This is a genomic window from Streptomyces sp. NPDC003035, from assembly GCF_042888285.1.
Lineage (GTDB): Bacteria > Actinomycetota > Actinomycetes > Streptomycetales > Streptomycetaceae > Streptomyces.
In genome coordinates this window covers 59,196-83,443 of the sequence record NZ_JBIAPJ010000001.1, presented here as the reverse complement: position 1 = coordinate 83,443, position 24,248 = coordinate 59,196, and the positions used below count along the sequence as shown (strand labels likewise).

The following is a 24,248-nucleotide window of genomic DNA, read 5'->3' as shown; positions in this document are numbered from 1 at the left end:
CGGCGGAAGGCTGCGCCCGGGTGTCTCGTCGGCGCTCTCTCTTCATGATCAGCGCTTGGGAGTGGCCGACTCTAACGGTGCCTCCGTGCCTTCGGCCCGGACCGGCCGGCCCTGTGGCAGTACCGTGACACGCGCTGCGGCCGGCGGCGGCATATGCCGGCGGCTGTGCGCCTGTCGAAGGCCACGCCCGCCGACGGCCGGGGCCGGAGCCACCTGGCCGTCGGATGCCCGGCGTCAGGGGTGTACGGCGGTCGGGAGCCAGTCCGGCAGCTCCTCCGTCTGCTCCAGCCAGGCCGTGGGAGGCGCGCCGGTCGTGGCTGAGGCCACGACGCCACCCGCGATCGCGCAAGTGGTGTCGACATCGCCGCCCACCTGGGCGGTCGTCCAGAAGACCCGCTCGAAGTCGCCCAGGCCACGGGCCGCCGACCAGAGCGCGAACGGCACGGTGTCGTGCGCGCTGGTACGCCGACCGCTGCCCAGGACCGCGGCCACGGTCCCCGGGTCCCCGTAGTCGAGCATGTCGCGGGCCCGGCGCAGCCCCGCGCCGACGGCGCTGCGCGGCACGAGCGCGATCACGCCGTCCAGCAGGTCCGTGGGCGTGGGCGGACCGGCCGGGTCGGCGGCGAGCGCGGCCGCGGCGGCCACAGCCATCGTGCCGACCACGGCCTCGCGGTGCTGGTGCGTCGTGTACGCCGAGATCTCGGCCTGGTGGGTCGCCTGCTCAGGGTCGTCCGCGTACCAGGCGCCGAGCGGGGCGATCCTCATCGCGGCCCCGTTCCCCCACGAGCCCTGCCCGTTGAAGAGCGCCGAGGCCAGCTCCCGCCAGTCGCCGCCCTCCCTGATGAGCCGGAGCATCCGGTTGACCGTGGGCCCGTAGCCCCGGTCGAAGTCGTGATGCTCGGCGAACGCCTGCGCGAGTGCGTCCTGGTCGATCCGGTTGTGCCGCGCGAGCACGGCCAGAACGGAGCAGGCCATCTCGGTGTCGTCGGTCCACTGCCACGGTCCCGACGGCACTTCGCGTCGTTTGAGCAGCGGATAGTTGGCGGGGACGAAGAACTGGGAGCCCAGGGCGTCTCCCACGGCCAGCCCACGAAGGCTGGCCAGGGCGCGGTCGAAGCGCCGGTCGAGAGAGAAGTCAGCGGTCATCGCCCTGCCACTCTATCCGGTGGGTGCCGTACGGTTCGGGGGTACGCCAGCGTTCGAACGGCCGGTCCAGGTGGTAGCGGCCGTCCTCGCCGAGCAGGAGGGTCCGCGTCTCGGCGTTGCCCGGATTGGACAACGACTCGAAGTCGGCGACCGTCCAGTGGAACCAGCGCATGCAGAACAGTCGCATGGTCAGTCCGTGGGTCACCAGCAGCACGTTCGGCGGGTGGTCGGGCGCCTCGAAGCTGCGGTACAGACTCTCCAGGAACGCCCCGACGCGGTCGTAGACGTCGGCCCCCGACTCGCCCTGGGCGAAGCGGTAGAAGAAGTGCCCGTACGCGTCGCGGTACGCCTTCTGCAGCCGTACGTCGTCCCTGTCCTGCCAGTTTCCCCAGTCCTGCTCCCGCAGCCGCGGTTCCTCGCGCACGCGCACCTGCCCGGGATCGAGCCGGAACGCCCGGAAGGTCTCGTGCGTGCGGCGGTACGGCGACACGTAGACGCTGACCCTCTCCGTCCCGAACAGCTCCCGAAGCCGCTCCCCCGTCTCCTCCGCCTGCCGCAGACCCGTCTCGGTGAGCCTGAGCGCATGATCCGGTTCCCGTTCGTACACCGTGTCGTCGGCATTGCCCTCGGACTCTCCGTGCCGTACGAGAACGATGCGCCGCGGTCGTGCCATGCCACGACCCTAGATCGCCCCTCCGGGCCGGGCTCAACCGAGGAGGCGTCCAGAGTCCATCCGGCGTATCCGGCCGGTGAAGCGGCGGCGCAGCTGCCGGTCGTGGGAGACCACGACCAGAGCCCCGGTCCACTTCTCCAGCGCCTCCTCCAGCTCTTCGACGAGGCCGAGGGCGAGATGATTGGCCGGCTCGTCCAGGAGCAGCAGGTCGACCGGCCGGGCCAGCAGACGGGCCAGGACGAGCCTGCGACGCTGCCCCGCGGAGAGGCTGCCGACCGGCACGAGCAGGTCCGCGGGGCGGAACAGTCCGTACGAGAGGAGCAGTTCGGCCTGCTCCTCCTCGGCGAGCCCGAGCCCGCGACCGAAGGCGGCCAGCACGCGCTCCGCCGGCCGGTGGGCCGGTATCTCCTGGGCCAGGAATCCGATCCGTCCGCGACGGCGCACCTCCCCCGCCTCCGGCTCGGCCAGGCCCACCATGACGCGCAGCAGGGTGGACTTGCCCGCGCCGTTGCCCCCGTGGATCAGGAGCTTCTCCCCTGCCCGGACGGTCAGGTGGTCGACGGTCAGGCGGTCCGCGACCCGCACACCGGTCAGGGTGACCAGATCGCCCTCGGCGCCACCGGCGACGGGCCGCGCGACGAAGCTGAGCGGGCGCGGAGGCTTGGCCACCGGTTCGGCGCGGAGACGGCGCAGCCGCTCCTGGGCGTTGCGCACGCGTCCGGAGACGGATGCCTGGACCCGGCCGCCGGCCCTGTCGTAGGCCATCTTGTTGTTGTCCTTGATCGAGCGGCCGGCGGCGACTCCGTGCGCGGTGGTCGCGGCATACGCCTTGAGCCGCGCGGTCTCAGCGCACCACTCCTCGTACCCTCACCGTCGAATACGTGGCGGAACACTCCGGCGTGCACAAGACGACGCTCTACCGCCGCTGGGGCAGCCTGGAGGGACTCGTCGCGGACGCCCTCGATCTCGCGGGCGAGGACAGCTGGACACCCCCCGACACCGGAAGCCTGGAGGGTGATCTACGGGCCTTGGCCCGCGAGGTGGTCGACTCCTTCGCCGACCCTGCCGCCGCGGCGGCCCCCACCGCGTTCGTGGGCGCCGCATTCCAGTCCGAGCGGGCCGCCGAAGCACTGCGTGGCTTCTACACCGAGCGCTTCGCGCGCTGCGAGGTGGTCGTCGAGCGGGCAACGGCCCGCGGCGAGGCGCCCTCGGGGACGGACGCCGGCGCGGTAGTCCGCGCCGTCTCGGCGCCGCTGTTCCTGCGTCTGTTCGTCACCCGCGAGCCGGTCGACACCGCGACCGCGGACCAGGCGGCGCGAGCGACGCGGGCCGCGGTCGCCGCGGGTGCGTTCGTGCGGCGGCCGGAGCCCGGCGACCATGACCCGGCCACCGAAGAGTGATCAGACCGTCCAGGACGGCTCGAGCTGCACCACGTCACCCGTCAACGCCGCGACGTCGGCGTCCGTCTGGGCCCGCAGCCCGAGCCGCTCGACGCGCTCGACCCGGTACTTGCCGTGCTCGGCGGCGGACCGCCACATCGACAGCACCACGAACTCGTTCCCGGGCGCCTCGCCGAACAGACCGCGCAGCATCCCGGGGGAACCGGCCATCGCCGGATTCCACACCTTCTCCTGCATCAGCGCGAAGTGCTCGACCCGGTCCTCGTGGACGCGACAGTGCGCGACCCGTGCCACGTCGGCGTCCGCGAACTTCGGCTCGAAGCCCGTCTTCACGTCGAAGCGGTGGTCGAAGAGCTTGGCCTGGAGGTCCTTGTACGTCCCCGCCTGCGCGGCGGCGAGCCGGTCGTGCGAGCGCGCCATGAACGAGTCGTAGAACGCGCGGCTCTCCCAGAAGGCGAAGACATGGGCGACGTCCGGCCGGGCACGGCTCCAACCTCCGCCCTGCCCCCGGAATCCCGGCTCACCGAGCAACCCCGCCCATTTCCGCTGCCCCCGCTCGAACCCCCGACGGTCCACCACGATGCAGCGAATCCACTTGACCAGCACCGCGCCATCGTACGGGGCAGGACATCGCCCCCGTCAGACTACGAAGGAGTGCACCGCACAATGATCGCGAGAACACCGAACGCACATGACACCATGAACAACCTGTCCGAGACCAAGGACAGTTGACCGGTCCAGCAGCGCGAGTCGTATGCACAGGGAGGGAATTCACGGTGAGCGGACTCAACAAGGGGGTCGGCAAGGCCGAGGTGACGCTCAAGTGGGACCCCAGTCCGATCGGCGCCCCGGCGCACGACCTGGACATCATCGCCGGGGTGTACACGACGGACGATCCCTACGGCTCACCCGCCTATCTGGTGCACTTCGACAGCCGCTCCCCGGACGGCACGATCACACTCACCCGGGACAGCCGTACGGGACAGGGCTTCGGCTACGACGAGGCCATGATCCTGGAACTGAACCGGCTCGCCCCCCGGTACGCGCGCGTGGTGGTGGGTGTGGCGGTACAGCAGGGCGGCGGACGGCTGACCTTCGGCGACATCACCAACACCGGCGTACGGGTCCGCGAGGGCTACACGAACCTCGCCGAGCACGACTTCGAGGACGTCGCCGAGGCCACGGCCGCGACGGTCGTGGAGTTCACCCGCGACGGCGAGGACGGCTGGTCGTACCGGTCGGTGCTCCGTGGATACGACGCGGACCCGCAGACCTTCACGACGCTGATGGGCGCCCGGCACGCCTGAGCGTTCCGCGCCCGCGGCGGACGACCGACCGACCACGAGGGGGACCGGCCACGGGCCGGCCCCCTTCGTCGGTCACCGCTCGTCGGTCACAGGCTCCTGGGGTGCGCTATTCCTCGGCACCCGGCTCTCGACCGGGGAACGCACGCAGCCGCACCTGTGGCGCCCGGTGGTCGGCGAGCCATCGCATCCGGTTGTCATCCGCCGCGAGCCCGGCGCGCGCGGCCCTGGTCCACTCTTCTCGGTCGAGCACCTCGAGGTACGTCGCCCGGAGCGCTTCCTGCTGCGGCGCAGTGCACCCCGCCGCCTCGGGAGGCTTCGTCGTCAGGTACTGAGTGAGCACCGCGAACGTGAAGTAACGCTCAGGCCTCCCGGCGACGTACCCGAAGGCTTGGACCGTCGCAGATCCGAGACGCCGGAGAGGGTGCCGGCCTTTGGCCGGCACCCTCTCTCAGGTGCGGATCAGCGCCCCCGTCAGGAGATGCTCAATGCCGCATCAGACGCGATTCCGCTCAGCGGTTCAGCTGCAGCCGCTGGTCGAGCCGCAGCCCTCGCAGATGTAGCAGGAGCCCGCCCGCTGCATCTTCGTACCGCAGGAGAAGCACAGCGGGGCGTCCGCGCTGATGCCCAGCTGCATCTCGACGAGCTCCGCCGAGGTGTGCGCCTGCTTGGGGGCCGGGATCTCCGCCTTGGCGGCAGGCGCGACGGCCTTCAGGGTCTCCGTCTGGCGCGGGGCGGACTGGGCGAGGCCCTCGACGTCCACCTCGTCCTCGGTGGGCTCGTAAGAGCCCGTCTCCAGGTGACGCTGACGCTCCTCGGCCGAGTGGATGCCGAGCGCGGAGCGGGTCTCGAAGGGCAGGAAGTCCAGCGCCAGGCGGCGGAAGATGTAGTCGACGATCGACTGCGCCATCCGCACGTCCGGGTCGTCCGTCATGCCGGCCGGCTCGAAGCGCATGTTGGTGAACTTCGAGACGTACGTCTCCAGGGGCACGCCGTACTGCAGGCCGACGGAGACCGCGATGGAGAAGGCGTCCATCATGCCCGCGAGCGTGGAACCCTGCTTGGACATCTTCAGGAAGACCTCGCCGAGACCGTCGTCCGGGTAGGAGTTGGCGGTCATGTACCCCTCGGCGCCACCGACCGTGAAGGAGGTGGTGATCCCCGGGCGGCCCTTGGGGAGGCGCTTGCGGACCGGTCGGTACTCGACGACCTTCTCGACGGCCTCGCGGATCGTCGCCTCGGACTTCGCGGTGACCTCGACCTTCTCCGCCTCCTTCTTCTTGGCGGAGAGGGGCTGGCCGACCTTGCAGTTGTCGCGGTAGATGGCGAGCGCCTTGACGCCCATCTTCCAGGCCTCGAAGTAGACCTCCTCGACGTCCTCGACCGTGGCCGTCTCCGGCAGGTTCACGGTCTTGGAGAGGGCGCCGGAGATCCACGGCTGGATGGCGGCCATCATGCGGACGTGGCCCATCGCGGAGATGGAGCGCTCGCCCATGGCGCAGTCGAAGACCTCGTAGTGCTCGGTCTTCAGGCCGGGGGCGTCGATCACATTGCCGTGCTCGGCGATGTGGGCGACGATCGCCTCGATCTGCTCCTCCTGGTAGCCCAGGCGGCGCAGGGCCTGCGGGACGGTGCCGTTGACGATCTGCATCGAGCCGCCGCCGACCAGCTTCTTGAACTTGACCAGGGCGAGGTCGGGCTCGAGGCCGGTGGTGTCGCAGGACATCGCGAGACCGATGGTGCCGGTAGGGGCGATGACCGAGGCCTGCGCGTTGCGGAAGCCGTTCTTGGCACCGAGGCGGATCACGTCCTGCCAGGCCTCCGTGGCGGCGGCCCAGATCGGCGAGTCGAGATCGTCCATGCGGACGGCCGCGGTGTTGGCGTCGGCGTGCTGCTTCATGACGCGCTGGTGCGGCTCGGCGTTGCGGGCGTAGCCGTCGTACGGGCCGACGACCGCGGCGAGCTCGGCGGAGCGCTTGTACGAAGTGCCGGTCATCAACGAAGTGATGGCACCGGCCAGGGCGCGGCCGCCGTCGGAGTCGTACGCGTGGCCGGTCGCCATCAACAGGGCGCCGAGGTTGGCGTAGCCGATGCCGAGCTGGCGGAAGGCGCGGGTGTTCTCACCGATCTTCTGGGTGGGGAAGTCGGCGAAGCAGATGGAGATGTCCATCGCGGTGATGACGAGCTCGACGACCTTGGCGAAGCGCTCGGAGTCGAACGACTGGTTGCCCTTGCCGTCGTCCTTGAGGAACTTCATCAGGTTCAGCGAGGCGAGGTTGCAGGACGTGTTGTCCAGGTGCATGTACTCGCTGCACGGGTTCGAGCCGTTGATGCGGCCGGACTCGGGGCAGGTGTGCCAGCGGTTGATCGTGTCGTCGTACTGGATGCCCGGGTCGGCACAGGCCCACGCGGCCTCGGCCATCTTGCGGAACAGCGCCTTGGCGTCGACCTCCTCGATGACCTCGCCGGTCATACGGGACGTCAGGCCGAACTTGCCGCCCTGCTCGACCGCCTTCATGAACGTGTCGTTCACGCGGACCGAGTTGTTGGCGTTCTGGTACTGGACGGACGTGATGTCGTCGCCGCCCAGGTCCATGTCGAAGCCCGCGTCACGCAGGGCGCGGATCTTCTCCTCCTCCTTGACCTTGGTCTGGATGAAGTCCTCGATGTCGGGGTGGTCGACGTCGAGGATGACCATCTTGGCCGCGCGGCGGGTGGCGCCACCGGACTTGATCGTTCCTGCCGAGGCGTCGGCGCCGCGCATGAAGGAGACCGGGCCGGAGGCGTTGCCGCCGGAGGAGAGCAGCTCCTTGGAGGAGCGGATGCGGGAGAGGTTCAGGCCGGCGCCGGAGCCGCCCTTGAAGATCATGCCCTCTTCCTTGTACCAGTCGAGGATCGACTCCATGGAGTCGTCGACGGACAGGATGAAGCAGGCGGAGACCTGCTGGGGCTGCGGCGTGCCGACGTTGAACCACACCGGGGAGTTGAAGCTGAAGATCTGGTGCAGGAGGGCGTAGGCCAGCTCGTGCTCGAAGATCTCGGCGTCGGCGGGCGAGGCGAAGTAGTCGTACTCCTCGCCGGCCTTCGTGTAGGTCTTCACGATCCGGTCGATGAGCTGCTTGAGACCGGTCTCGCGCTGCGGGGTGCCGACGGCCCCGCGGAAGTACTTGCTGGTGACGATGTTGACCGCGTTCACCGACCAGAAGTCGGGGAACTCGACGCCACGCTGCTCGAAGTTGACCGAGCCGTCGCGCCAGTTGGTCATGACGACGTCACGGCGCTCCCAGACCACCTCGTCGTACGGATGCACGCCGGGGGTGGTGTGGATGCGCTCGATGCGCAGGCCCTTGCTCGCCTTGGCTCCCTTGGCTCGGGAACCTCGTGCCGGACCGCTCGCCGTCTCTGTCATGCCGCCTCCCATATACGGGCAAAACACCCTGAAGTGCCCAGATAGTCCCAGGGCACCGTCTTCTTGTCTGCTGTCGCGAGCCCCGCTCGGGGCACTCGCGACACGTCTTTTCGGCCGCTCGTGGCCGGACCGGCCGGACCGGGGTCCGACCCGCCGGTCAGTCGGCGGCGGTGGCGGGAACGGGGACCCCGGGGGTCGCTCCGGTCCCGCGGTCCTCCGCGGGAGGCCGTTGCTCGCGGAGTTCCGCGATGGCGGCCTCGAAGTCGTCGAGGCTGTCGAAAGCCTTGTAAACGGATGCGAAGCGCAGGTACGCGACGAGGTCGAGCTCCTGCAACGGGCCGAGGATGGCCAGGCCCACGTCGTGGGTGGTCAGCTCGGCACTCCCGGTGGCGCGCACCGCCTCCTCGACCCGCTGGCCGAGCTTGGCGAGGGCGTCCTCGGTCACGGGCCGCCCCTGGCACGCCTTGCGCACGCCGGAGATGACCTTGGTACGACTGAAGGGTTCGGTCACGCCGGACCGCTTGATCACCATCAGCGATGCGGTCTCCACCGTCGTGAAACGACGGGAGCAGTCGGGGCACTGGCGGCGGCGTCGGATCGACGTCCCGTCGTCGGTGGTGCGACTGTCGACGACACGGCTGTCGGAGTGCCTGCAGAAGGGGCAATGCATGGTTCCGACCCTCCCTCACAGCACGACTGAATAGCCTCGCCGGGCCCGTCCAGGCCCTTCGAAGCGACCACCAGCATAGGCGATGCGAGCACCCCCGACAGACGGGGGACCACAACTTGTAGGTGGTAGATGCAATCCAACCACTAGATCTGGGGTTGGGGCGCTTTTACGGCACTTCGCGCGTGTCGCGCGTCCCCTGCATCCCCGACCGGCCACGAGCGTACGGGAAGCGCGCGGCTCCGCCGATTCCGGGTCCCCGGATGCGACACTGGAAAGGCACCCCCGCCCCCGCGTGGCGCCATGGCGAACGGTACCGTAATGACCGAATTGCCACCGGCGCCCGGGCTCGCGTATACACCCACCTGCGCACACACGTAAGGCAATCTGCGGTTTTTCACTCGAACGTGTGTTTGGCGCAACCTTTCGAAAGCCACTACCGTTGTGCCAGCCAGGGAGACCATTCGAGAGGGGCCGCCGACGTGACCACCACCGCAGACAGTGCCACCATCACTGCCCAGGACCGCTCCCAGGGCCGACTCGAGCCGGTGCATGCCATGCCCATGAATGACGCAGCCATGAACGGGGACGGGGAGCCAGGCCGACCTGCGCGCTCGTTGCCCGGGCGACCTCCGGGGATCAGGGCGGACAGCTCTGGCCTCACGGACCGCCAGCGGAGGGTTATCGAGGTCATCCGGGACTCGGTCCAGCGGCGCGGCTACCCGCCGTCGATGCGCGAGATCGGGCAGGCGGTGGGCCTCTCCAGCACCTCCTCGGTGGCACACCAGCTGATGGCCCTGGAGCGTAAGGGATTCCTGCGCCGCGACCCGCACCGGCCCCGGGCCTACGAGGTGCGCGGCTCCGACCAGCCCAGCACGCAGCCGACGGACACCACCGGCAAGCCCGCCGCCTCGTACGTGCCGCTCGTCGGCCGGATCGCCGCCGGTGGCCCGATCCTCGCCGAGGAGTCCGTGGAGGATGTCTTTCCGCTGCCCAGGCAGCTGGTCGGCGACGGCGAGCTGTTCGTCCTGAAGGTCGTCGGAGACTCGATGATCGAAGCCGCGATCTGCGACGGCGACTGGGTCACCGTGCGTCGTCAGCCGGTCGCGGAGAACGGCGACATCGTGGCGGCCATGCTCGACGGCGAAGCGACGGTCAAGCGCTTCAAGCGCGAGGACGGCCATGTCTGGCTGCTGCCGCACAACGCGGCGTACCAGCCGATCCCTGGTGACGAGGCCACCATCCTCGGCAAGGTCGTCGCGGTACTGCGGCGGGTGTGACACCACCCCGCCGGCTCTGACCGGGCCCCGGGACCCACTGCGCCGGTCCCGGGGCCCTGCCATGTCTCCCCAGGGCCCCGCCGAAACGGCGGGGCCCTGGGCGTCTTCACTCAGACTCCGGCCGCCTTCGACGCGGCGTCGATTGCCGCCAGAGATCTGCGCACCTGATTACGGTCCGTGGTGTACCAGAAGTCGGGCAGCGAAGCCTTCAGATAACTGCCGTACCGGGCTGTGGCGAGCCGCGGATCGAGGACGGCGACGACGCCACGGTCCCCGGTGGCCCGCACGAGCCGCCCGGCGCCCTGCGCCATCAGCAGCGCCGCGTGCGTGGCTGCGACGGCCATGAAGCCGTTGCCGCCCGCGTCCTCCACGGCCTTCTGGCGGGCGCTCATCAGCGGGTCGTCGGGGCGCGGGAACGGGATCTTGTCCATCACGACCAGCTGGCAGCTGGCGCCCGGGACATCCACTCCCTGCCAGAGCGAGAGCGTGCCGAAGAGACAGGTCTGCGGTTCGGCGGAGAAGTTCTTGATCAACTCGCCGAGCGTGTCCTCGCCCTGGAGCAGGATCGGGAACTCGGGGATGCGGGAGCGCAGCTCCTCGGCCGCGAGCTGAGCGGCACGCATGGAGGAGAACAGACCGAGGGTGCGGCCGCCGGCCGCCTGCATCAGCTCGGTCAGCTCATCGAGCATGTCCGCCCGGTCGCCGTCCCGCGCGGGACGTGCCAGATGCTTGGCGACGTAGAGGATTCCCTGCTTGGGGTAGTCGAACGGCGAACCGACGTCGATGCCCTTCCACACCGGAATGTCCTCGCCCTGGGTGCCCTCCGGGGCCAGGCCGAGGGAGGCTCCGACCCCATTGAAGTCACCGCCGAGCTTGAGCGTGGCCGAGGTGAGCACCACGGACCGGTCCGCGAAGAGCTTCTCGCGCAGCAGCCCGGACACGGAGAGCGGCGCCACGCGCAGGGAGGCTCCGAAGCGGTCGTGGCGCTCGTACCAGACCACGTCGTACTCGGATCCCTGCGTGATCCGCTCGGCGACGCCATGGACGGTCTCCACGGAGGCCATCGCCTGCTTACGGACGGCGTCCTCGTCCTGGACGGACTTGTCGCGGGTGGAGCCGAGCGCCGTGATGACGGCGCGAGAGGCGTCACGCAGCGCCATCAGCGCGTAGGCCAGATCCTCCGGGATCTTCTCCAGCCGCCCCGGCAGGGCCAGCTCCATCAGCCGCTCGAAGCCCTCGGCCGCGGTCTGGAGCTGGTCGGCGACCTTCTCGTCGACCAGCTTCGAGGCACGGCGGACGGCGCGATTGACCTGGCCGGGGGTGAGCTCGCCGGTGGCGACGCCGGTGACCCGGGAGACCAGCTCGTGGGCCTCGTCGACGATCAGCACCTCGTGCTGGGGCAGCACGGGAGCACCCTCGATCGCGTCGATGGCGAGCAGCGCGTGGTTGGTGACGACGACGTCGGCGAGCTTGGCCCGCTCGCGCGCCGCCTCGGCGAAGCACTCCGCCCCGTACGCGCACTTGCTCGCTCCCAGGCACTCCCGGGAGGAGACCGACACCTGCGCCCAGGCCCGGTCGGAGACGCCCGGCGTCAGGTTGTCCCGGTCGCCGGTCTCCGTCTCGTCGGACCAGTCCCGCAGCCGGAGCAGGTCCTGGCCCAGCTTGCTCGTGGGGGCCGCGGCCTCGAAGGGATCGAAGAGGCCGTCCTCCTCGTCCTGGGGTACGCCCTCGTGGAGCCGGTGCAGGCACAGATAGTTCGACCGCCCCTTGAGCATGGCGAACTCCGGGCGCCGGCGCAGCTGTGGGTGCAGCGCCTCGACCGTACGCGGAAGATCGCGCTCGACCAGCTGCCGCTGAAGCGCCAGTGTGGCCGTGGCCACGACCACGCGCTCACCGTGCGCCAGCGCCGGCACCAGATAGCCGAGGGACTTTCCGGTGCCGGTGCCGGCCTGGACGAGGAGGTGGGAGCTGTCGTCGATGGCCTCGGCCACCGCTTCGGCCATGGTGACCTGGCCGGGGCGCTCCACACCGCCGACGGCGGAGACGGCGGCGTGGAGGAGGTCGGGGAGGGATGGCTTCGTCATAGCTCGTCCAGCCTACGGCGCGGCACTGACAGTCTGATCACGCGAGCGGATTCGGGACCGTCCCGTGGACGGCGGCATGGGGCCGCTGAGGGCGGTCGCGATAGCCGTCGAGGTGCAGACGGTTCCGGTTGAGACAGAGTCGCTCGATCCGGGGCGTGAGGAGATCGAAGAGCTCGAACCGTTCCTTCAGCTCGGGGAAGCGGGCCTGGTGGCGCAGGATCTCGGCGCGCACCAGTGCCCAGAAATCTCCCTCCGGCACCGCGAGTTGCTCCTCGCAGAGCGGGGCCAGATAGCGGAAGACGCCGACGAAGAGCCCTGAATGGATGAACTGGGTGAGGAAGCCGGGCTTCTCCGTGAGCAGGACGGACCGGACGTCGTCCGGCATCGCGTCGTGTTCGGGCAGCGGCCGGTCGCTGATGTTGATGTCGTCGACGAAGTCCTTGATCGCCAGCCGTACGGGGACGTCGTGGTCGTCGTAGACGACGATGGCGTTCTCGCCGTGCGGGGAGAACACGGTGCCGTACTGGTAGAGGAAGTGCAACAGCGGCGGCAGCAGGGCCGCGAAGAGGTGCTGGAGCCAGACGGCGGGGGCGAGCCCGGAGCGCTCGACCAGTTCGGCGACGAACGCCCGGCCGTTCGGATCGGTGTGGAGCAGGGAGGCGAGCGTACGGGCGCGCTCGTCGGCCGGGAGCCTGAGCGGTTCGCGCCAGATCGCTCCGAGGAGTTCCTTGTACTGGTACGGGACCTCGGGCAGCCGGTCGTAGAGGGGGTGCTCGACCGTGACGGAGGCGACCTCGCCGAGAAGGATCACTCCGCACTCGTCGCGCAGGAACGGGTCGGCGTCGCGCAGCCCGTGGACCCAGGAGGTGACGGCGGGGGCCGCGAGGGTCCGTTCCGTGGGGAGGCCACGCCAGACCAGGGTGTTGAGGATCGACAGCGGAAGCTTCACGGTGTGCCGGTCGGGCCGGCTCGTGTTGAGGAACGTACGGATCGACTGCTGTGGCACCCGCAGGTCCCCGTCGGCCGGCAGCGGCACGATGGTTCCGGCGGCGACGGCGGGGGCGTAGAGCGGCAGGACGATCTCGTCCCACTGCCAGGGGTGTACCGGCAGGAGGAGGTACGTCTCGGGGTCGAGTCCGCGCGCTTGCAGCGTGGTGCGGAAGGTCGCGCGGGTGTCGGCGTCGAGCTCACGTGCGTAGAGCCGGTCCGGGGTGTCGAGGCCGGGGACTCCACGGTAGGCGGCGAGGTCGGTGCTCACCGCGATCCATGGGAGACGGGTCGCGCTGCGGGCCTCGGGAGCCCACCGGGCCGCGTCGGTCGCGGAGAAACCGATCCGCCCCTTGTTGAGGACGAGCCACGGGTGACCGGTCTGATGCCCTTCGAGTTCGGCGTAAGCGAGGTCGGCCAGCCGGTCGGCCGTCAGAGCCGTCCGGTCGAGGCGGGCATCTGCGGCGAGGGTGGTGGTGAGCTCGCGGATGAGATGGCCGAGAGTGGCGCCGTCGAGGCGGAGGAGCCCGCGGGACCGGACGAGGAAGTCGAGGGGGTCCGTCACCGGCTGCCCGTCGAGGGCGAGGGAGTCGGGTGCGACCCGCCAGCTTCCGTACGCCCCGCGGCGGGCCGAGAAGGTCAGTGCCGAACCGTCGTCGAGGCGGAGGAGGTAGCGCTCGGGCCCGCGCGTGGTGGCGGCCGCGGGGTCGGCGGCGGCCGCGGAGTCGGTGGTCGTGTCGGTCGCCGGGTCGAGGAGGACGGGCTCGATGATCTCCTCGTACGCGAACTCCCCGACGGTCTTGGCGAGCAGGCGGGCGGCGGCCCTGGTCCAGGCCGCGGTGGTCAGCTCGGGGGGCGCGAGCAGTGCGGAGTCTTGGGTGGCAGGGGACGACGGCACGGGGACTCCTCGGGGTGGGAACCGCTGTGGGTCGAGCGGTGTATGTAAGGCAGGGAGGCGTTCACAGGACGTGGCGAAGGGCGCGGTCGCGGACCATGAGGGCGGCTCGTTTGTCAGGAAGGTCGACTTCCACTGAGAAGCGGAAGCCGGCGCTGAGGAAGGCTGAGACGGAGGGGGTGTTGCGAAGGTCGGGTTCGGCGATGACCCGGGTGCAGCGGGGCCGGTGGTCGAGTACGAGATCGGCGACGGCTCGCAGCAGCGTGGTGCCGACTCCGCGGCCGCGGTCGGCGACGCTGCCGAGGAGGAGGTGGATGCCGGTGTCGTGGGGCCGGGCGGGATAGTGCCGGGCGAGCGGGTCCAGGTCGGCGCGGTAGATCTCGAAGTAGCTCATCGGCGTGGAGTCGAGGACTCCGAGGCAGGGGACACTGCGGCCGTCGCCGCCGAGCTGGGCGCCGATGTGGGACTCGGTCACCGTCTCCGGGCCCGCGAGCTCCCAGAAGGCGGCCACGGCCGGGTCGTTCATCCAGCGGGTGACGAGCGCCAGGTCCCGTTCTATCCGCACGGGTACGAGGTGGAAGGAGCCGGCCGGAGTGTCGGTCGGGCCCCAGGTGCCGACCTCGTCGAGGAGGTCGCCGTCCATGGGGGTCGTGCCGTGGCCGGTCGCGAACAGGGCGACGAGCTCGGCCGGGAGGTGCAGGTCGAGGGTGTCCTCGCCGCCCGTGTCGGACAGGGAGCGGGCGACGGCTCCAGGGGCGGTGGTGCCCATGTCCGTGCCCCTATCGGTCCCCGTATCAGTTCCCGTGTCGGCGCTCGCATCGGTGGGAGAGATGGTGGCGCTCCTCTCGGCGGTTCGGTCGGTCGCGTTCATTCGGCCGCGCGGTCGGGTGCGGTCGGGGCGTGGCTGGGCGGTGGTGGGGTGCTTCCTCAGGAGCGAAGGGGGTTGGTGATGGTGACGTAGACGGACTGGGTGTCGACGGGTCCGACGAGTTCATCGAGGCCGTGCAGACGGGTGAGGAGGTTGGCCTTGCAGCGCAGGGTCGCGGCCTCCAGGAGCCGGTGCGGCAGCGGGGAGCCGAGTCCGGTGGCGGAGGTGAGGAATTGGCGGAAGCCGGCGAGCAGGACGCGTTCGTCGGCGAGGTGCTGGGCGCCGAAGGCGCCGATGAGGCCCAGGACGTTGTTGATCCCGAGGTAATAGGCGAAGCGCTCGTCGGTGACCTGGTCGGAGACGAAGGTGTCGCTGGCGGCTCCGATGCCGGGGAGGCGGCTTTCCAGCTCGTCGCGGCGGGACTCGCGGAAGTAGTAGCCCTGATTGTCGCGGTAGCGGCCGCCGACCGGCCAGCCGTCGGCGTCGAGGAGCACCAGGGTGTTCTGCTGGTGGGCCTCGAGGGCGACGCCCGCGACGCCGTCGAGCCAGAGCACGGGGCGGACGACCTGGTCGAGGTAGCGCAGGAACCACTCGGCGGCGACGGCCGTGGTGGGACGGCCGGTGCGGGCGGCGAGGCGGGTGACGAGGTCGGCGAGGCGGGAGCGCATCCGCGGGCTGCCGGGCCAGGGGCGGGGGGCGGTGAGGGCCGCGATGCAGACGGCGTCGTCCGTGGCGGTGAAGGGGTTGTGGCGGATCATGACGTCGATGCCGGGGACGGGTTCACCGGCTGGGGTGTCGACCGCGAGCCAGGCAGGGTCGCGGACGATGTCGAAACCGGGGTGAGCGGCCTGCCACTGGTCGACGAGCCCGGTGCGCAGGAGCCGGTGGACCTCGACGCCGCGGTGGAGTTCCTTGCGGAGGTTCTCGCGGCGGGAGTTGGTGATGCGTACGCCGAGGGAGAGCTTGAGCATCGTGCGGGCGCCGGGCCGGTGCACGGTGCGGACGGAGGAGGTGGGGTGCCAGGCGGCGCCGTGGGGGCCGAGGTCATGGAGAAGGCCGGCGTCGAGGAGGGCGGCGACGGCGGGGCGGTGGGACAGCTCACGCGCCTGCCAGGGGTGGAGGGGCAACGGCACGGTACCGGCGGGCAGTTCGAGCCCTTCGGCGAGGCCGGTGGCGAGCTGGGCGGCGGAGACCGGACGTCCCTGTTCGGTCCAGGCGGAGTCGGAGGCGAGGATCGTGTGGTCGACGGCCATCCAGTGCAGCGGGAAGGAGCCGTAGAGCTCGGGCGAGTAGAGCCGGCCCTCTGCCTCGGAGAGTCCTTCGCGGCTCTTGGGAGTGGGGTGGAGCGGGTGGCCGAGCAGCAGGGACTGCTCGGCGGTGAGGAAGAGGTCGACGTCTGGACCGGGGGTGGGGCGGCGGCGGCGGTCGGCGATGAACTCGGCGGTGCGGCGGGTCGAGTCGGCGACGCGGCCGACGAGTTCGGTTCCTTCGGGGCGGCCCGTCTCGCGGCTGAGGAGGGCAGCGACGGTGACGGCGTCGACTGTGGGGGCCGTGGGATGCAGTCCTTCGAGCGTGGGAGCGCCGAAGCGGTGCCATCCCGTCGGCGACCAGTAGTGGACGGGGACGAGGAGGGCGGTGCCGCTGGCTGCGAGGGGGATGCGGAGGGTCGCGGCCTCGGGGGCGGGAAGGTTCTTCTCGCGTACCCAGCAGCGCAGCAGGTTCTCGATGGTCGCGGTGTCGGCGGCACGCCGTGCGTCCGGATCGTCGAGGTGGTCCGGCCGGCTCGCCGCGCCGCCCGCTGCCGCGGGCGCCTGCGGGGCGAGCGTGGGCTGGGGGTCGTACGGGCCGGAGTGCTGGCGGGGGACGGTGGCCTGCTCGACGGTGAGCGGGCTGAGGGCGGCGCTGCCGGCGTCGGACGCTTCGGAGGCGGGGCTGGCGTTCACGGGGCTTCCTTGTGAGGGTGTCCGGATGCGGTCCGGGATCAGTGGGACGGTCCGATCGGTCCGGTCGGTCCGGTGTCGTTCCGGGGGCGCGTGCCGGGCGCGGGCGGGCCCGCGCGGTGGGTGCGTTCGGCGGCGGCCAGGGCGTCGGCGAAGCGGTCGAGGACGGCTTCGGCCTGCTCGTCGGTGAGGGTGAGCGGGGGAAGGAGGCGTACGACTCCCGAGTGGCGGCCGCCGAGTTCGACGATGAGGCCGCGGTCGAGGCATGCCCGCTGGACGGCCGCCGCGAGTACAGGGTCGGCCGGTGGGGCGGAGCCACCGAGGGCGGCCGGGTCCGCGGAGTCCGGGTCGACCAGCTCGACGCCGATCATCAGCCCGCGGCCCCGCACGTCGCCGACGCAGGGGTGGGCGGCGGCCAAGCCCTCGAGCCGTCCGAGCATCCGGGCGCCGAGGGTGGCCGCGCGGGCGGCGAGCCGGTTCTCCCGTACGTACGCGAGGGTGGCGGCTCCGGCCGCCATGGCGAGCTGGTTGCCGCGGAAGGTGCCCGCGTGGGCGCCTGGCTCCCAGGCGTCGAGCTCGGACTTGTAGACGATGACCGCGAGCGGGAGGGAGCCGCCGATGGCTTTGGAGAGGACCATGACGTCGGGGACGATGCCGCTGTGCTCCACGGCCCAGAAGGCACCGGTGCGTCCGACGCCCGTCTGGACCTCGTCGGCGATGAGCGGGATGGAGCGGGCCGCGGTGATCTCCCGCATCCGGCGCAGCCAGGCGTCGGGGGCGGGGGTGACGCCGCCCTCGCCCTGGACGGGTTCGAGGATCATGGCGGCGGGGGCGGCAACCCCGCTCTTGGGGTCGTCGAGGAGGTTCTCCGTCCAGCGCGCGGCCAGTTCGGCTCCCCGCTCGCCGCCGACGCCGAAGGGGCAGCGGTAGTTCTGAGGGTACGGCAGCCGGGTGACGCGCACGTCCGTCGCGCCGCCCGAGGCGTCGAGAGCCCCGGCCGTCATGCCGTGGTAGGCACCGGTGAAGCTGAGCAGTCCGCGTCGCCCGGTGGCCGTGCGCACGAGTTTGAGTGCGGCCTCGACCGCATCTGTGCCCGCCGGTCCGCAGAACTGGATCCGCGCGTCGCGGGCGAGTCCGGCAGGCAGCGTGGCGAACAGCTCTGTGGTGAAGGCGTCCTTGACCGGGGTGGCGAGGTCGAGGACGTGGAGGGGGGCTCCGGAGTCGAGGACCTTCTTGATGGCCTCGAGGACCACCGGGTGGTTGTGTCCGAGCGCCAGGGTCCCGGCGCCGGACAGGCAGTCCAGGTAACGCCGGCCGTCCGCGCCCTCGATGGTCAGTCCCCTGGCTCGTACGGGAACGATCGGAAGGGAGCGCGCGTATGTGCGCGCGGCCGATTCCCGCAGCGACTGGCGGCGCAGAATGCCCTCGAGGACACCCCCCTCGCCGGCTCTCCGCTCCCCGTGGTGCGCATGCGCGGCCGACGGTACGGCCGGAGCTGGTTCGGTCACGGCCACGGCTCGGTGTCCTCCCGCTGTAACGGTTGCGTTGCACATCGGTACGTTGCTCCACCGCGCGAGCGGTGCAGCTGAACGCTTCCTCCGGGTCCCCCGTACGTACCAACGACGAGGGCTGCCAAGGATCACGGCGGAATCGCAAGATCCTTGGAGCGGCTGGGATCACGACCCGGCAACGGCCGGACGGAGGGCGGAACCGTGGACCTGCCGAGCACCGTCCCCTCCGGCACCGGCATAGTGGGGGCGCACATCGGCGCCGGTCACGGCGCCATCACCGTTCACTCATGCACAAGTTGACGTAGTCCCAGGGGGATCACGAGATGCGATCGATTCGTCCGCTGCTTGCCGCGGCAGCCGCCGTCGCGGCGTTGACGCTGACGGCGACGGCCTGCGGCCCGACCGAGGAGAACGCGGGAGACAAGCCCAGCGCTCCCGCGAGCCCGTCCACCGCCGACAAGATCACGATTCCGGACGATCTCAAGGACCGGCTCAAGGAGCACGGGATCGACCTGGACAAGTGGAGGAACGGCGAGTGGAAGAACTGGGACCGCGACAAGTGGCTGCGTGAGGCGAAGGACTACGTCAACCCGATCATCGAGGACCTCTGGGACCCGGACCGGATGCGGGACGCGCAGCGCCCGGACAAGCCGGTCGAGGAGGAGGACATCTCGGGTGACGAGGGGGTCACCGACCCGACTCCCGCGCGGGTCAAGGCGAAGGGCGTACCGACGCCGTACCACGCCAACGCCCCCGAGGCGGGCAAGGTGTTCTTCGACGGCCCCGAGGGTTCGATGGTCTGCTCGGCCACGGTCGTGAAGGACCCGGCCAACCCGGGGAAGTCCAACATGGTCTGGACCGCGGGTCACTGCGTGCACGCCGGCAAGAAGGGCGGCTGGTACCGCAACATCGCGTTCGTCCCCTCGTACAACGACCGCGCGCTGCCGACCGCGCAGCTGGAGAACGCGACGCGTGAGCAGGTCGCTCCGTACGGCGTGTGGTGGGGCGACTGGGCGCAGACGTCCGAGCAGTGGATCTCCCAGGGCGCGGCGACCGGTGGTCAGGGCGCCGCGTACGACTTCGCGGTGATCCATGTGACGCCGGAGAAGGGCAGCACGGGCAAGTCGCTGGAGGAGACGGTGGGTTCGGCGCTTCCCGTGGAGTTCAACGCTCCCGCGGTGCCGAAGATCGCGAGCATGACGGCGACCGGCTACCCGGCGGGCCCGCCGTTCGACGGCCAGAAGATGTACCAGTGCACGGACAAGCCGGGCCGTCTGTCGCTGAAGGTCGAGCAGCCCACGATGTACCGCATCGGCTGCACGATGACCGGTGGTTCGTCCGGTGGCGGCTGGGTGGCCGCGGGCCAGGACGGCAAGCCGGCACTGGTGTCCAACACCTCCATCGGGCCGGTGACGGCCGGCTGGCTCGCCGGTCCGCGCCTGGGCACCGAGGCGAAGGGCATCTACGACGAGGTCAGCAAGAAGTTCGCCGGCCGCTAGGCGGCTCGGTCGACGGGGCGGGACCCTGCGGGGTCCCGCCCCGTCCTACGGGCATACTGTGCACCGCAAGTGACGCGTCCATGGCAACCAGCCCTGACCTCAGGTCCCGGCGAGGGCCGGACGCGGGAATCATCATCTGGGGGATCCCGACTCATGCGCACCACACGACTCATACCGGCCTTCGCCGCGCTGGCTTCGGCGCTCGCGCTGACCGCCACCGCCTGCGGTCCCACCGAGACGCCGGCGGCCGACAAGCCCGCGGCCGGGGCCAGCGCCTCCGCCTCCGCCACGGGAGAGGGCCAGGCCGCTCTCCCCAAGGAGCTCACCGACAAGCTGAAGAAGCACGGCGTCGACCCGGACAAGTGGAGGGACGGCGAGTGGAAGAACTGGAACACCGACACCTGGCTCCGTGAGGCCGAGGACTTCGTCAACCCGGTGATCGACGGACTCTGGGACTCCCAGCGGATGCAGTCGGCGAAGAGCCCGGACCAGACGATCGCCACCACGGCGGGCGGTGGCAGCGACCCCGTGCCGCGGCCCGTCCAGGCCCAGCGGGAGAAGACGCCGTACCACCGCAACGCGGCGCCGGTCGGCAAGATCTTCTTCGACTCGCCCAAGGGGCACATGGTCTGCTCCGGCACGATCGTGAAGGACCCGCGCCGGCCCGGCAAGTCGAACATGGTGTGGACCGCGGGCCACTGCGTCCACGCCGGTCAGCAGGGCGGCTGGTACCGCAACATCACCTTCGTCCCGGCCTACAACGACCTCGGCAAGTCCCCGTCCGCGCTGCGCAACGCCCAGCCGCACCAAGAGGCGCCCTACGGCCAGTACTGGGCCGACTGGGCCGTGACCTCCAACGAGTGGATCAACCGCGGCGGGACGAACGCCGCCTGGCCGTACGACTACGCCGTGCTGCACGTCCAGCCGCAGCGGGGCAAGAAGTCCCTGGAGGAGACCGTCGGCGCCGCGCTGCCGATGGACTTCTCGGCACCGACTCCCGCGGGGGCCGGGACGATCGGCGCCTGGGGCTACCCGTCGGCGCCGCCGTACAACGGTGTGATCATGCACAAGTGTCTCGACCGGGCGGGCCGGATGGTCACGGCACCCGCCACGCCGACCATGTACCGCATCGGCTGCACGATGACCGCCGGTTCCTCGGGTGGTGGCTGGTTCCGCGTGCTGCCGAACGGGAAGACCGCGCTGGTCTCGAACACCTCGATCGGCCCGGCCGGCGGCAACGGCTGGCTGGCGGGACCGCTCCTGGGCCGTGGCGCGCAGAACGCGCACGAGATGGTGAGCAAGAAGTTCGCTCGCTGATCCGTCCCCGAAGACCCAGGTGAAGGCCCGGGTCAAGGCCCGTCTCGCGGCCCGGCTCAGGGCCCGTACGACTCATGCGGAAGGCCCCGCCCCCTCGGTGAGGGGGCGGGGCCTTCCGCATGAACGGGAACCGATCAGTGAGCGGCCGGAACGTACGGCATCAGGAACGCCGCCAGCTCCTCGTGCACACGCGCCTTGAGCAGCGTGCCCTCCGGCGTGTGCTCCTCGGAGAGCAGCTCGCCCTCGGCGTGCACCCGGGACACCAGACCGCCCTCGGTGTACGGCACGAGCGCCTCGATCTCGACCTGCGGCCTCGGCAGTTCGGCGTCGATGAGCGCGAGCAGCTCCTCGATGCCCTCGCCCGTACGGGCGGAGACCGCGATCGCATGGCGCTCGGCGCGCATCAGCCGCTGCAGGACCAGCGGGTCGGCCGCGTCCGCCTTGTTGACGACCACGACCTCCGGCACGTTCACCGCGCCGACGTCCCGGAACACCTCGCGCACGGCGGCCAGCTGCTCCTCCGGAGCCGGGTGCGATCCGTCCACCACGTGCAGGATGAGATCGGAGTCGCCGACCTCCTCCATGGTGGAGCGGAACGCCTCGACCAGGTGGTGCGGCAGGTGCCGTACGAACCCGACGGTGTCGGCCAGGGTGTACACCCGGCCACTGGGCGTCTCGGCCCGGCGCACGGTCGGGTCGAGGGTGGCGAACAGTGCGTTCTCCACCAGCACACCCGCGCCGGTCAGTCGGTTGAGCAGTGAGGACTTGCCGGCGTTGGTGTATCCGGCGATGGCGACCGACGGCACCTTGTGGCGGCGCCGCTCCTGCCGCTTGATGTCCCGGCCGGTCTTCATCTCCGCGATCTCCCGGCGCATCTTCGCCATCTTCTCGCGGATACGACGCCGGTCGGTCTCGATCTTGGTCTCACCGGGACCACGGGTGGCCATGCCGCCACCGCCGCCGCCACCCATCTGACGGGAGAGCGACTGACCCCAGCCTCGCAGTCGCGGCAGCATGTACTGCATCTGCGCGAGCGCGACCTGCGCCTTGCCCTCTCGGGACTTGGCGTGCTGGGCGAAGATGTCCAGGATGAGGGCGGTCCGGTCGACCACCTTCACCTTGACGACGTCTTCGAGCGCGATGAGCTGGCCGGGGCTGAGTTCGCCGTCGCAGACCACCGTGTCGGCGCCGGTCTCGAGCACGATGTCCCGCAGCTCACGGGCCTTGCCGGAACCGATGAAGGTGGCCGGGTCCGGCTTGTCACGGCGCTGGATCACGCCGTCGAGCACCAGGGCGCCCGCCGTCTCGGCGAGGGCCGCGAGTTCCGCCAGGGAGTTCTCCGCGTCCTGAACGGTCCCCGAGGTCCATACGCCGACCAGCACGACGCGCTCCAGGCGCAGCTGCCGGTACTCGACCTCGGTGACGTCCTCGAGCTCGGTGGAGAGTCCCGCGACGCGCCGCAGGGCCGCGCGCTCGGAGCGGTCGAACTGATCGCCGTCCCGCTCTCCGTCGATCTCGTGGCTCCAGGCGACGTCCTCTTCCATCAGGGCATCGGCCCGAAGGCTCTCGGTGCGGCTCGTCTCCGCGAAGCTCTGCTCGTCCTGGGAAGGGGATGAAGAGGAGGTCATTGGATCCTTACGTCGATAGGAAAGTCGTTACGTCGATCACAACGTGTGACGGCACCGAAAGATTCCCGGGCCGGCCGCGTCGTCGACCAGACGATGGTGACACGGCCCGCCCGGGCCCGTCATCCGGGTTTCGCGGCGCTGCGGGCTTCGCCGGCCGGGCCGGAGCGCCAGTCCGAGTGCCCGGGCATCGGCGGGGTCTTCTTCGCGTACAGCCAGCCGGAGAAGAACGACGTGAGATCACGGCCTGCCACCTCGGAGGCGAGCTCCGTGAAGTCGGCGGTGGTGGCGGTGGAGTCGGCGTGCTCGCTCACCCAGCGGCGCTCCAGTCGCTGGAAGGCGTCCTTGCCGATCTCCTGGCGCAGTGCGTAGAGGACCAGGGCGCTGCCGTCGTACACGACGGGCCGGAAGAGGCTGATCTTCTGCCCAGGTGAGGGCGGCTCGGGGGCGGCCGGTGGTCCGCCGGCCGCCCGCCAGCCGTCCGAGGCCCCGTAGGCGGCCTTCATGCGCCGCTCCAGCGACTGCTTCGCGGTCTCCTCCGCGTACAGCGCCTCGTACCAGGTCGCGTGCCCCTCGTTGAGCCACAGGTCCGACCAGGTGCGGGGCGAGACGCTGTTCCCGAACCAGTGGTGGGCCAGCTCGTGGACCATGATCGAGTCGACGTACCACTCCGGGAACCCGGGCTCGGCGAAGAGCCTTCTCTCGAAGAGAGACAGGGTCTGGGTCTCCAGCTCGAACCCGGTCTCGGCGTCGGCCACCAGGAGTCCGTACGTCTCGAAGGGGTAGCGGCCGACCTGGCGCTCCATCCACTCCAGGTGACGGGGGGTGCGCTTCAGCCACGGCTCCATGAGGTCACGGTCGGCGGTGCGCACCACGTCCCGCAGGGGAAGCCCGTGCGGTCCGGTCCGGTGGACGACGGTGGTGCGGCCGATGGAGACCTGGGCGAGCTCGGTGGCCATGGGGTGGCGGGTGCGGTAGGTCCAGGTGGTGGTGGACCCGTCGGTGGTCCGGCCCGTCGGCAGGCCGTTGGCGACGGCCGTCAGAGAGCTGGGGACGGTGATCCGGAAGGTGAAGAGCGCCTTGTCGGCGGGGTGGTCGTTGGAGGGGAAGACCCGGTGGGCGGCGTCGGCCTGGTTGGCCATGGCGAGGCCGTCGCCCGTGCGGACCCAGCCGCCGGTGTCGGCGGGGCCACGGGGATCGCTGGTGTGGGTGACGGCGATGGTGAGCGGGTCGCCGTCCTCCGTCGGCTGGACCGGTGTGATCACCAGGTCCTCGCCGCTGGTCACGAACTCGGCCGGTTCGCCGTCGACGGTGACGGAGGCGACCTGGCCGTGCGTGAAGTCGAGGTTGATCCGCTCCAGGTCGGCGGTGGCGAGTGCCTCGATGCGGGTCACCGCCGCGAGTGGCTCGGTGTTCTTGCCCCGGTAGGTGAGGTCGATGTCGTACGAGAGGACGTCGTATCCCGGGTTGCCGAGGTGGGGGAAGAGCGGGTCTCCGATGCCGAGCGGCGCGGGCGCGGGGAGGGAGGCCGCGACGAGGCCGGCCGAGGCGGCGACCAGGACGGCGGAACGCAGCCACCGCGCGCGTGGGGAGGGATGACGGGGTGTGATCGGCATGGGCTACGGCTACCAGGGCCCGCGCCC

Annotated in this window: 17 protein-coding genes and 1 pseudogene; 5 read left to right on the top strand and 13 right to left on the bottom strand. The window is 70.7% G+C overall.

The genetic code is table 11. The features are described 5' to 3' along the window. Window positions 1–234 precede the first annotated feature (234 nt). From ACFYV5_RS00360 to ACFYV5_RS00350, 3 genes are read right to left on the bottom strand one after another with little or no spacing between them, the layout of a single operon-like run. On the bottom strand, window positions 235–1,146 hold the full coding sequence (locus ACFYV5_RS00360) for an ADP-ribosylglycohydrolase family protein (protein ID WP_389162534.1): 912 nt from the start codon (window positions 1,144–1,146) through the stop codon (window positions 235–237). Then, window positions 1,136–1,819: a histidine phosphatase family protein gene (locus ACFYV5_RS00355; RefSeq protein WP_389162533.1), complete on the bottom strand. Its 684-nt coding sequence runs from the start codon at window positions 1,817–1,819 to the stop codon at window positions 1,136–1,138. The genes ACFYV5_RS00360 and ACFYV5_RS00355 overlap by 11 nt, the downstream gene beginning before the upstream one ends. 33 nt (window positions 1,820–1,852) lie before the next feature. Further along, window positions 1,853–2,584, bottom strand: coding sequence for an ATP-binding cassette domain-containing protein (locus ACFYV5_RS00350; RefSeq protein WP_389162529.1), 732 nt, complete (start codon window positions 2,582–2,584; stop codon window positions 1,853–1,855). Window positions 2,585–2,685: 101 nt separating this feature from the next. On the opposite strand from ACFYV5_RS00350, the pseudogene ACFYV5_RS00345 reads away from it, so the two are divergent. Next, a pseudogene (locus tag ACFYV5_RS00345) lies at window positions 2,686–3,219 on the top strand (TetR-like C-terminal domain-containing protein); the annotation flags it as partial. Here ACFYV5_RS00345 and ACFYV5_RS00340 read toward each other — a convergent pair. After that, window positions 3,220–3,825, bottom strand: a complete 606-nt coding sequence (locus ACFYV5_RS00340; protein ID WP_355106124.1) for a YdbC family protein — start codon at window positions 3,823–3,825, stop codon at window positions 3,220–3,222. 122 nt (window positions 3,826–3,947) lie between these two features. Between ACFYV5_RS00340 and ACFYV5_RS00335 the strand changes: the two genes are divergently transcribed. Then, window positions 3,948–4,526, top strand: coding sequence for a TerD family protein (locus ACFYV5_RS00335; protein ID WP_389162526.1), 579 nt, complete (start codon window positions 3,948–3,950; stop codon window positions 4,524–4,526). Between the two features lie 517 nt (window positions 4,527–5,043). Here the strand turns inward: ACFYV5_RS00335 and ACFYV5_RS00330 are convergent. Beyond that, window positions 5,044–7,932, bottom strand: a complete 2,889-nt coding sequence (locus tag ACFYV5_RS00330; RefSeq protein ID WP_389162523.1) for a vitamin B12-dependent ribonucleotide reductase — start codon at window positions 7,930–7,932, stop codon at window positions 5,044–5,046. Window positions 7,933–8,089: 157 nt separating this feature from the next. Next, the gene (gene nrdR / locus ACFYV5_RS00325) at window positions 8,090–8,602 is read right to left on the bottom strand and encodes a transcriptional regulator NrdR (protein ID WP_355106114.1); all 513 of its coding nucleotides are present in this window, start codon (window positions 8,600–8,602) and stop codon (window positions 8,090–8,092) included. A 479-nt stretch (window positions 8,603–9,081) separates the two neighbouring features. On the opposite strand from nrdR, the gene lexA reads away from it, so the two are divergent. After that, complete coding sequence (lexA, locus tag ACFYV5_RS00320; RefSeq protein ID WP_137992887.1) at window positions 9,082–9,879, top strand: transcriptional repressor LexA; 798 nt, start codon at window positions 9,082–9,084, stop codon at window positions 9,877–9,879. Between the two features lie 110 nt (window positions 9,880–9,989). On the opposite strand, the gene ACFYV5_RS00315 is transcribed toward lexA, so the two are convergent. The 5 genes from ACFYV5_RS00315 to ACFYV5_RS00295 form a co-directional block, all read right to left on the bottom strand. After that, on the bottom strand, window positions 9,990–11,963 hold the full coding sequence (locus ACFYV5_RS00315; RefSeq protein WP_389162517.1) for an ATP-dependent DNA helicase: 1,974 nt from the start codon (window positions 11,961–11,963) through the stop codon (window positions 9,990–9,992). A gap of 37 nt (window positions 11,964–12,000) precedes the next feature. Continuing rightward, window positions 12,001–13,848, bottom strand: coding sequence for an IucA/IucC family protein (locus ACFYV5_RS00310; RefSeq protein WP_389162514.1), 1,848 nt, complete (start codon window positions 13,846–13,848; stop codon window positions 12,001–12,003). A 61-nt stretch (window positions 13,849–13,909) separates the two neighbouring features. Beyond that, complete coding sequence (locus ACFYV5_RS00305; protein ID WP_389164980.1) at window positions 13,910–14,677, bottom strand: GNAT family N-acetyltransferase; 768 nt, start codon at window positions 14,675–14,677, stop codon at window positions 13,910–13,912. A gap of 95 nt (window positions 14,678–14,772) precedes the next feature. Further along, window positions 14,773–16,656: an IucA/IucC family protein gene (locus ACFYV5_RS00300; protein ID WP_389162511.1), complete on the bottom strand. Its 1,884-nt coding sequence runs from the start codon at window positions 16,654–16,656 to the stop codon at window positions 14,773–14,775. Window positions 16,657–16,694: 38 nt separating this feature from the next. Further along, window positions 16,695–18,167: a diaminobutyrate--2-oxoglutarate transaminase family protein gene (locus tag ACFYV5_RS00295; protein WP_389162508.1), complete on the bottom strand. Its 1,473-nt coding sequence runs from the start codon at window positions 18,165–18,167 to the stop codon at window positions 16,695–16,697. Between the two features lie 320 nt (window positions 18,168–18,487). Here ACFYV5_RS00295 and ACFYV5_RS00290 point away from each other — a divergent pair, with 320 nt between their 5' ends. Both ACFYV5_RS00290 and ACFYV5_RS00285 read left to right on the top strand, forming a co-directional pair. Next, entirely contained in the window at window positions 18,488–19,663 is a 1,176-nt protein-coding gene (locus tag ACFYV5_RS00290; protein WP_355106102.1) for a hypothetical protein, read from the top strand. Window positions 19,664–19,816: 153 nt separating this feature from the next. Further along, a complete protein-coding gene (locus ACFYV5_RS00285; protein WP_355106100.1) occupies window positions 19,817–20,980 on the top strand; it encodes a hypothetical protein in 1,164 nt (387 codons plus the stop codon). Window positions 20,981–21,114: 134 nt separating this feature from the next. Here ACFYV5_RS00285 and hflX read toward each other — a convergent pair whose 3' ends face one another. Both hflX and ACFYV5_RS00275 read right to left on the bottom strand, forming a co-directional pair. Further along, a complete protein-coding gene (hflX, locus tag ACFYV5_RS00280) occupies window positions 21,115–22,608 on the bottom strand; it encodes a GTPase HflX (protein ID WP_355106098.1) in 1,494 nt (497 codons plus the stop codon). A 119-nt stretch (window positions 22,609–22,727) separates the two neighbouring features. Next, window positions 22,728–24,221: a M1 family metallopeptidase gene (locus tag ACFYV5_RS00275; RefSeq protein WP_389162502.1), complete on the bottom strand. Its 1,494-nt coding sequence runs from the start codon at window positions 24,219–24,221 to the stop codon at window positions 22,728–22,730. Window positions 24,222–24,248 lie beyond the last annotated feature (27 nt).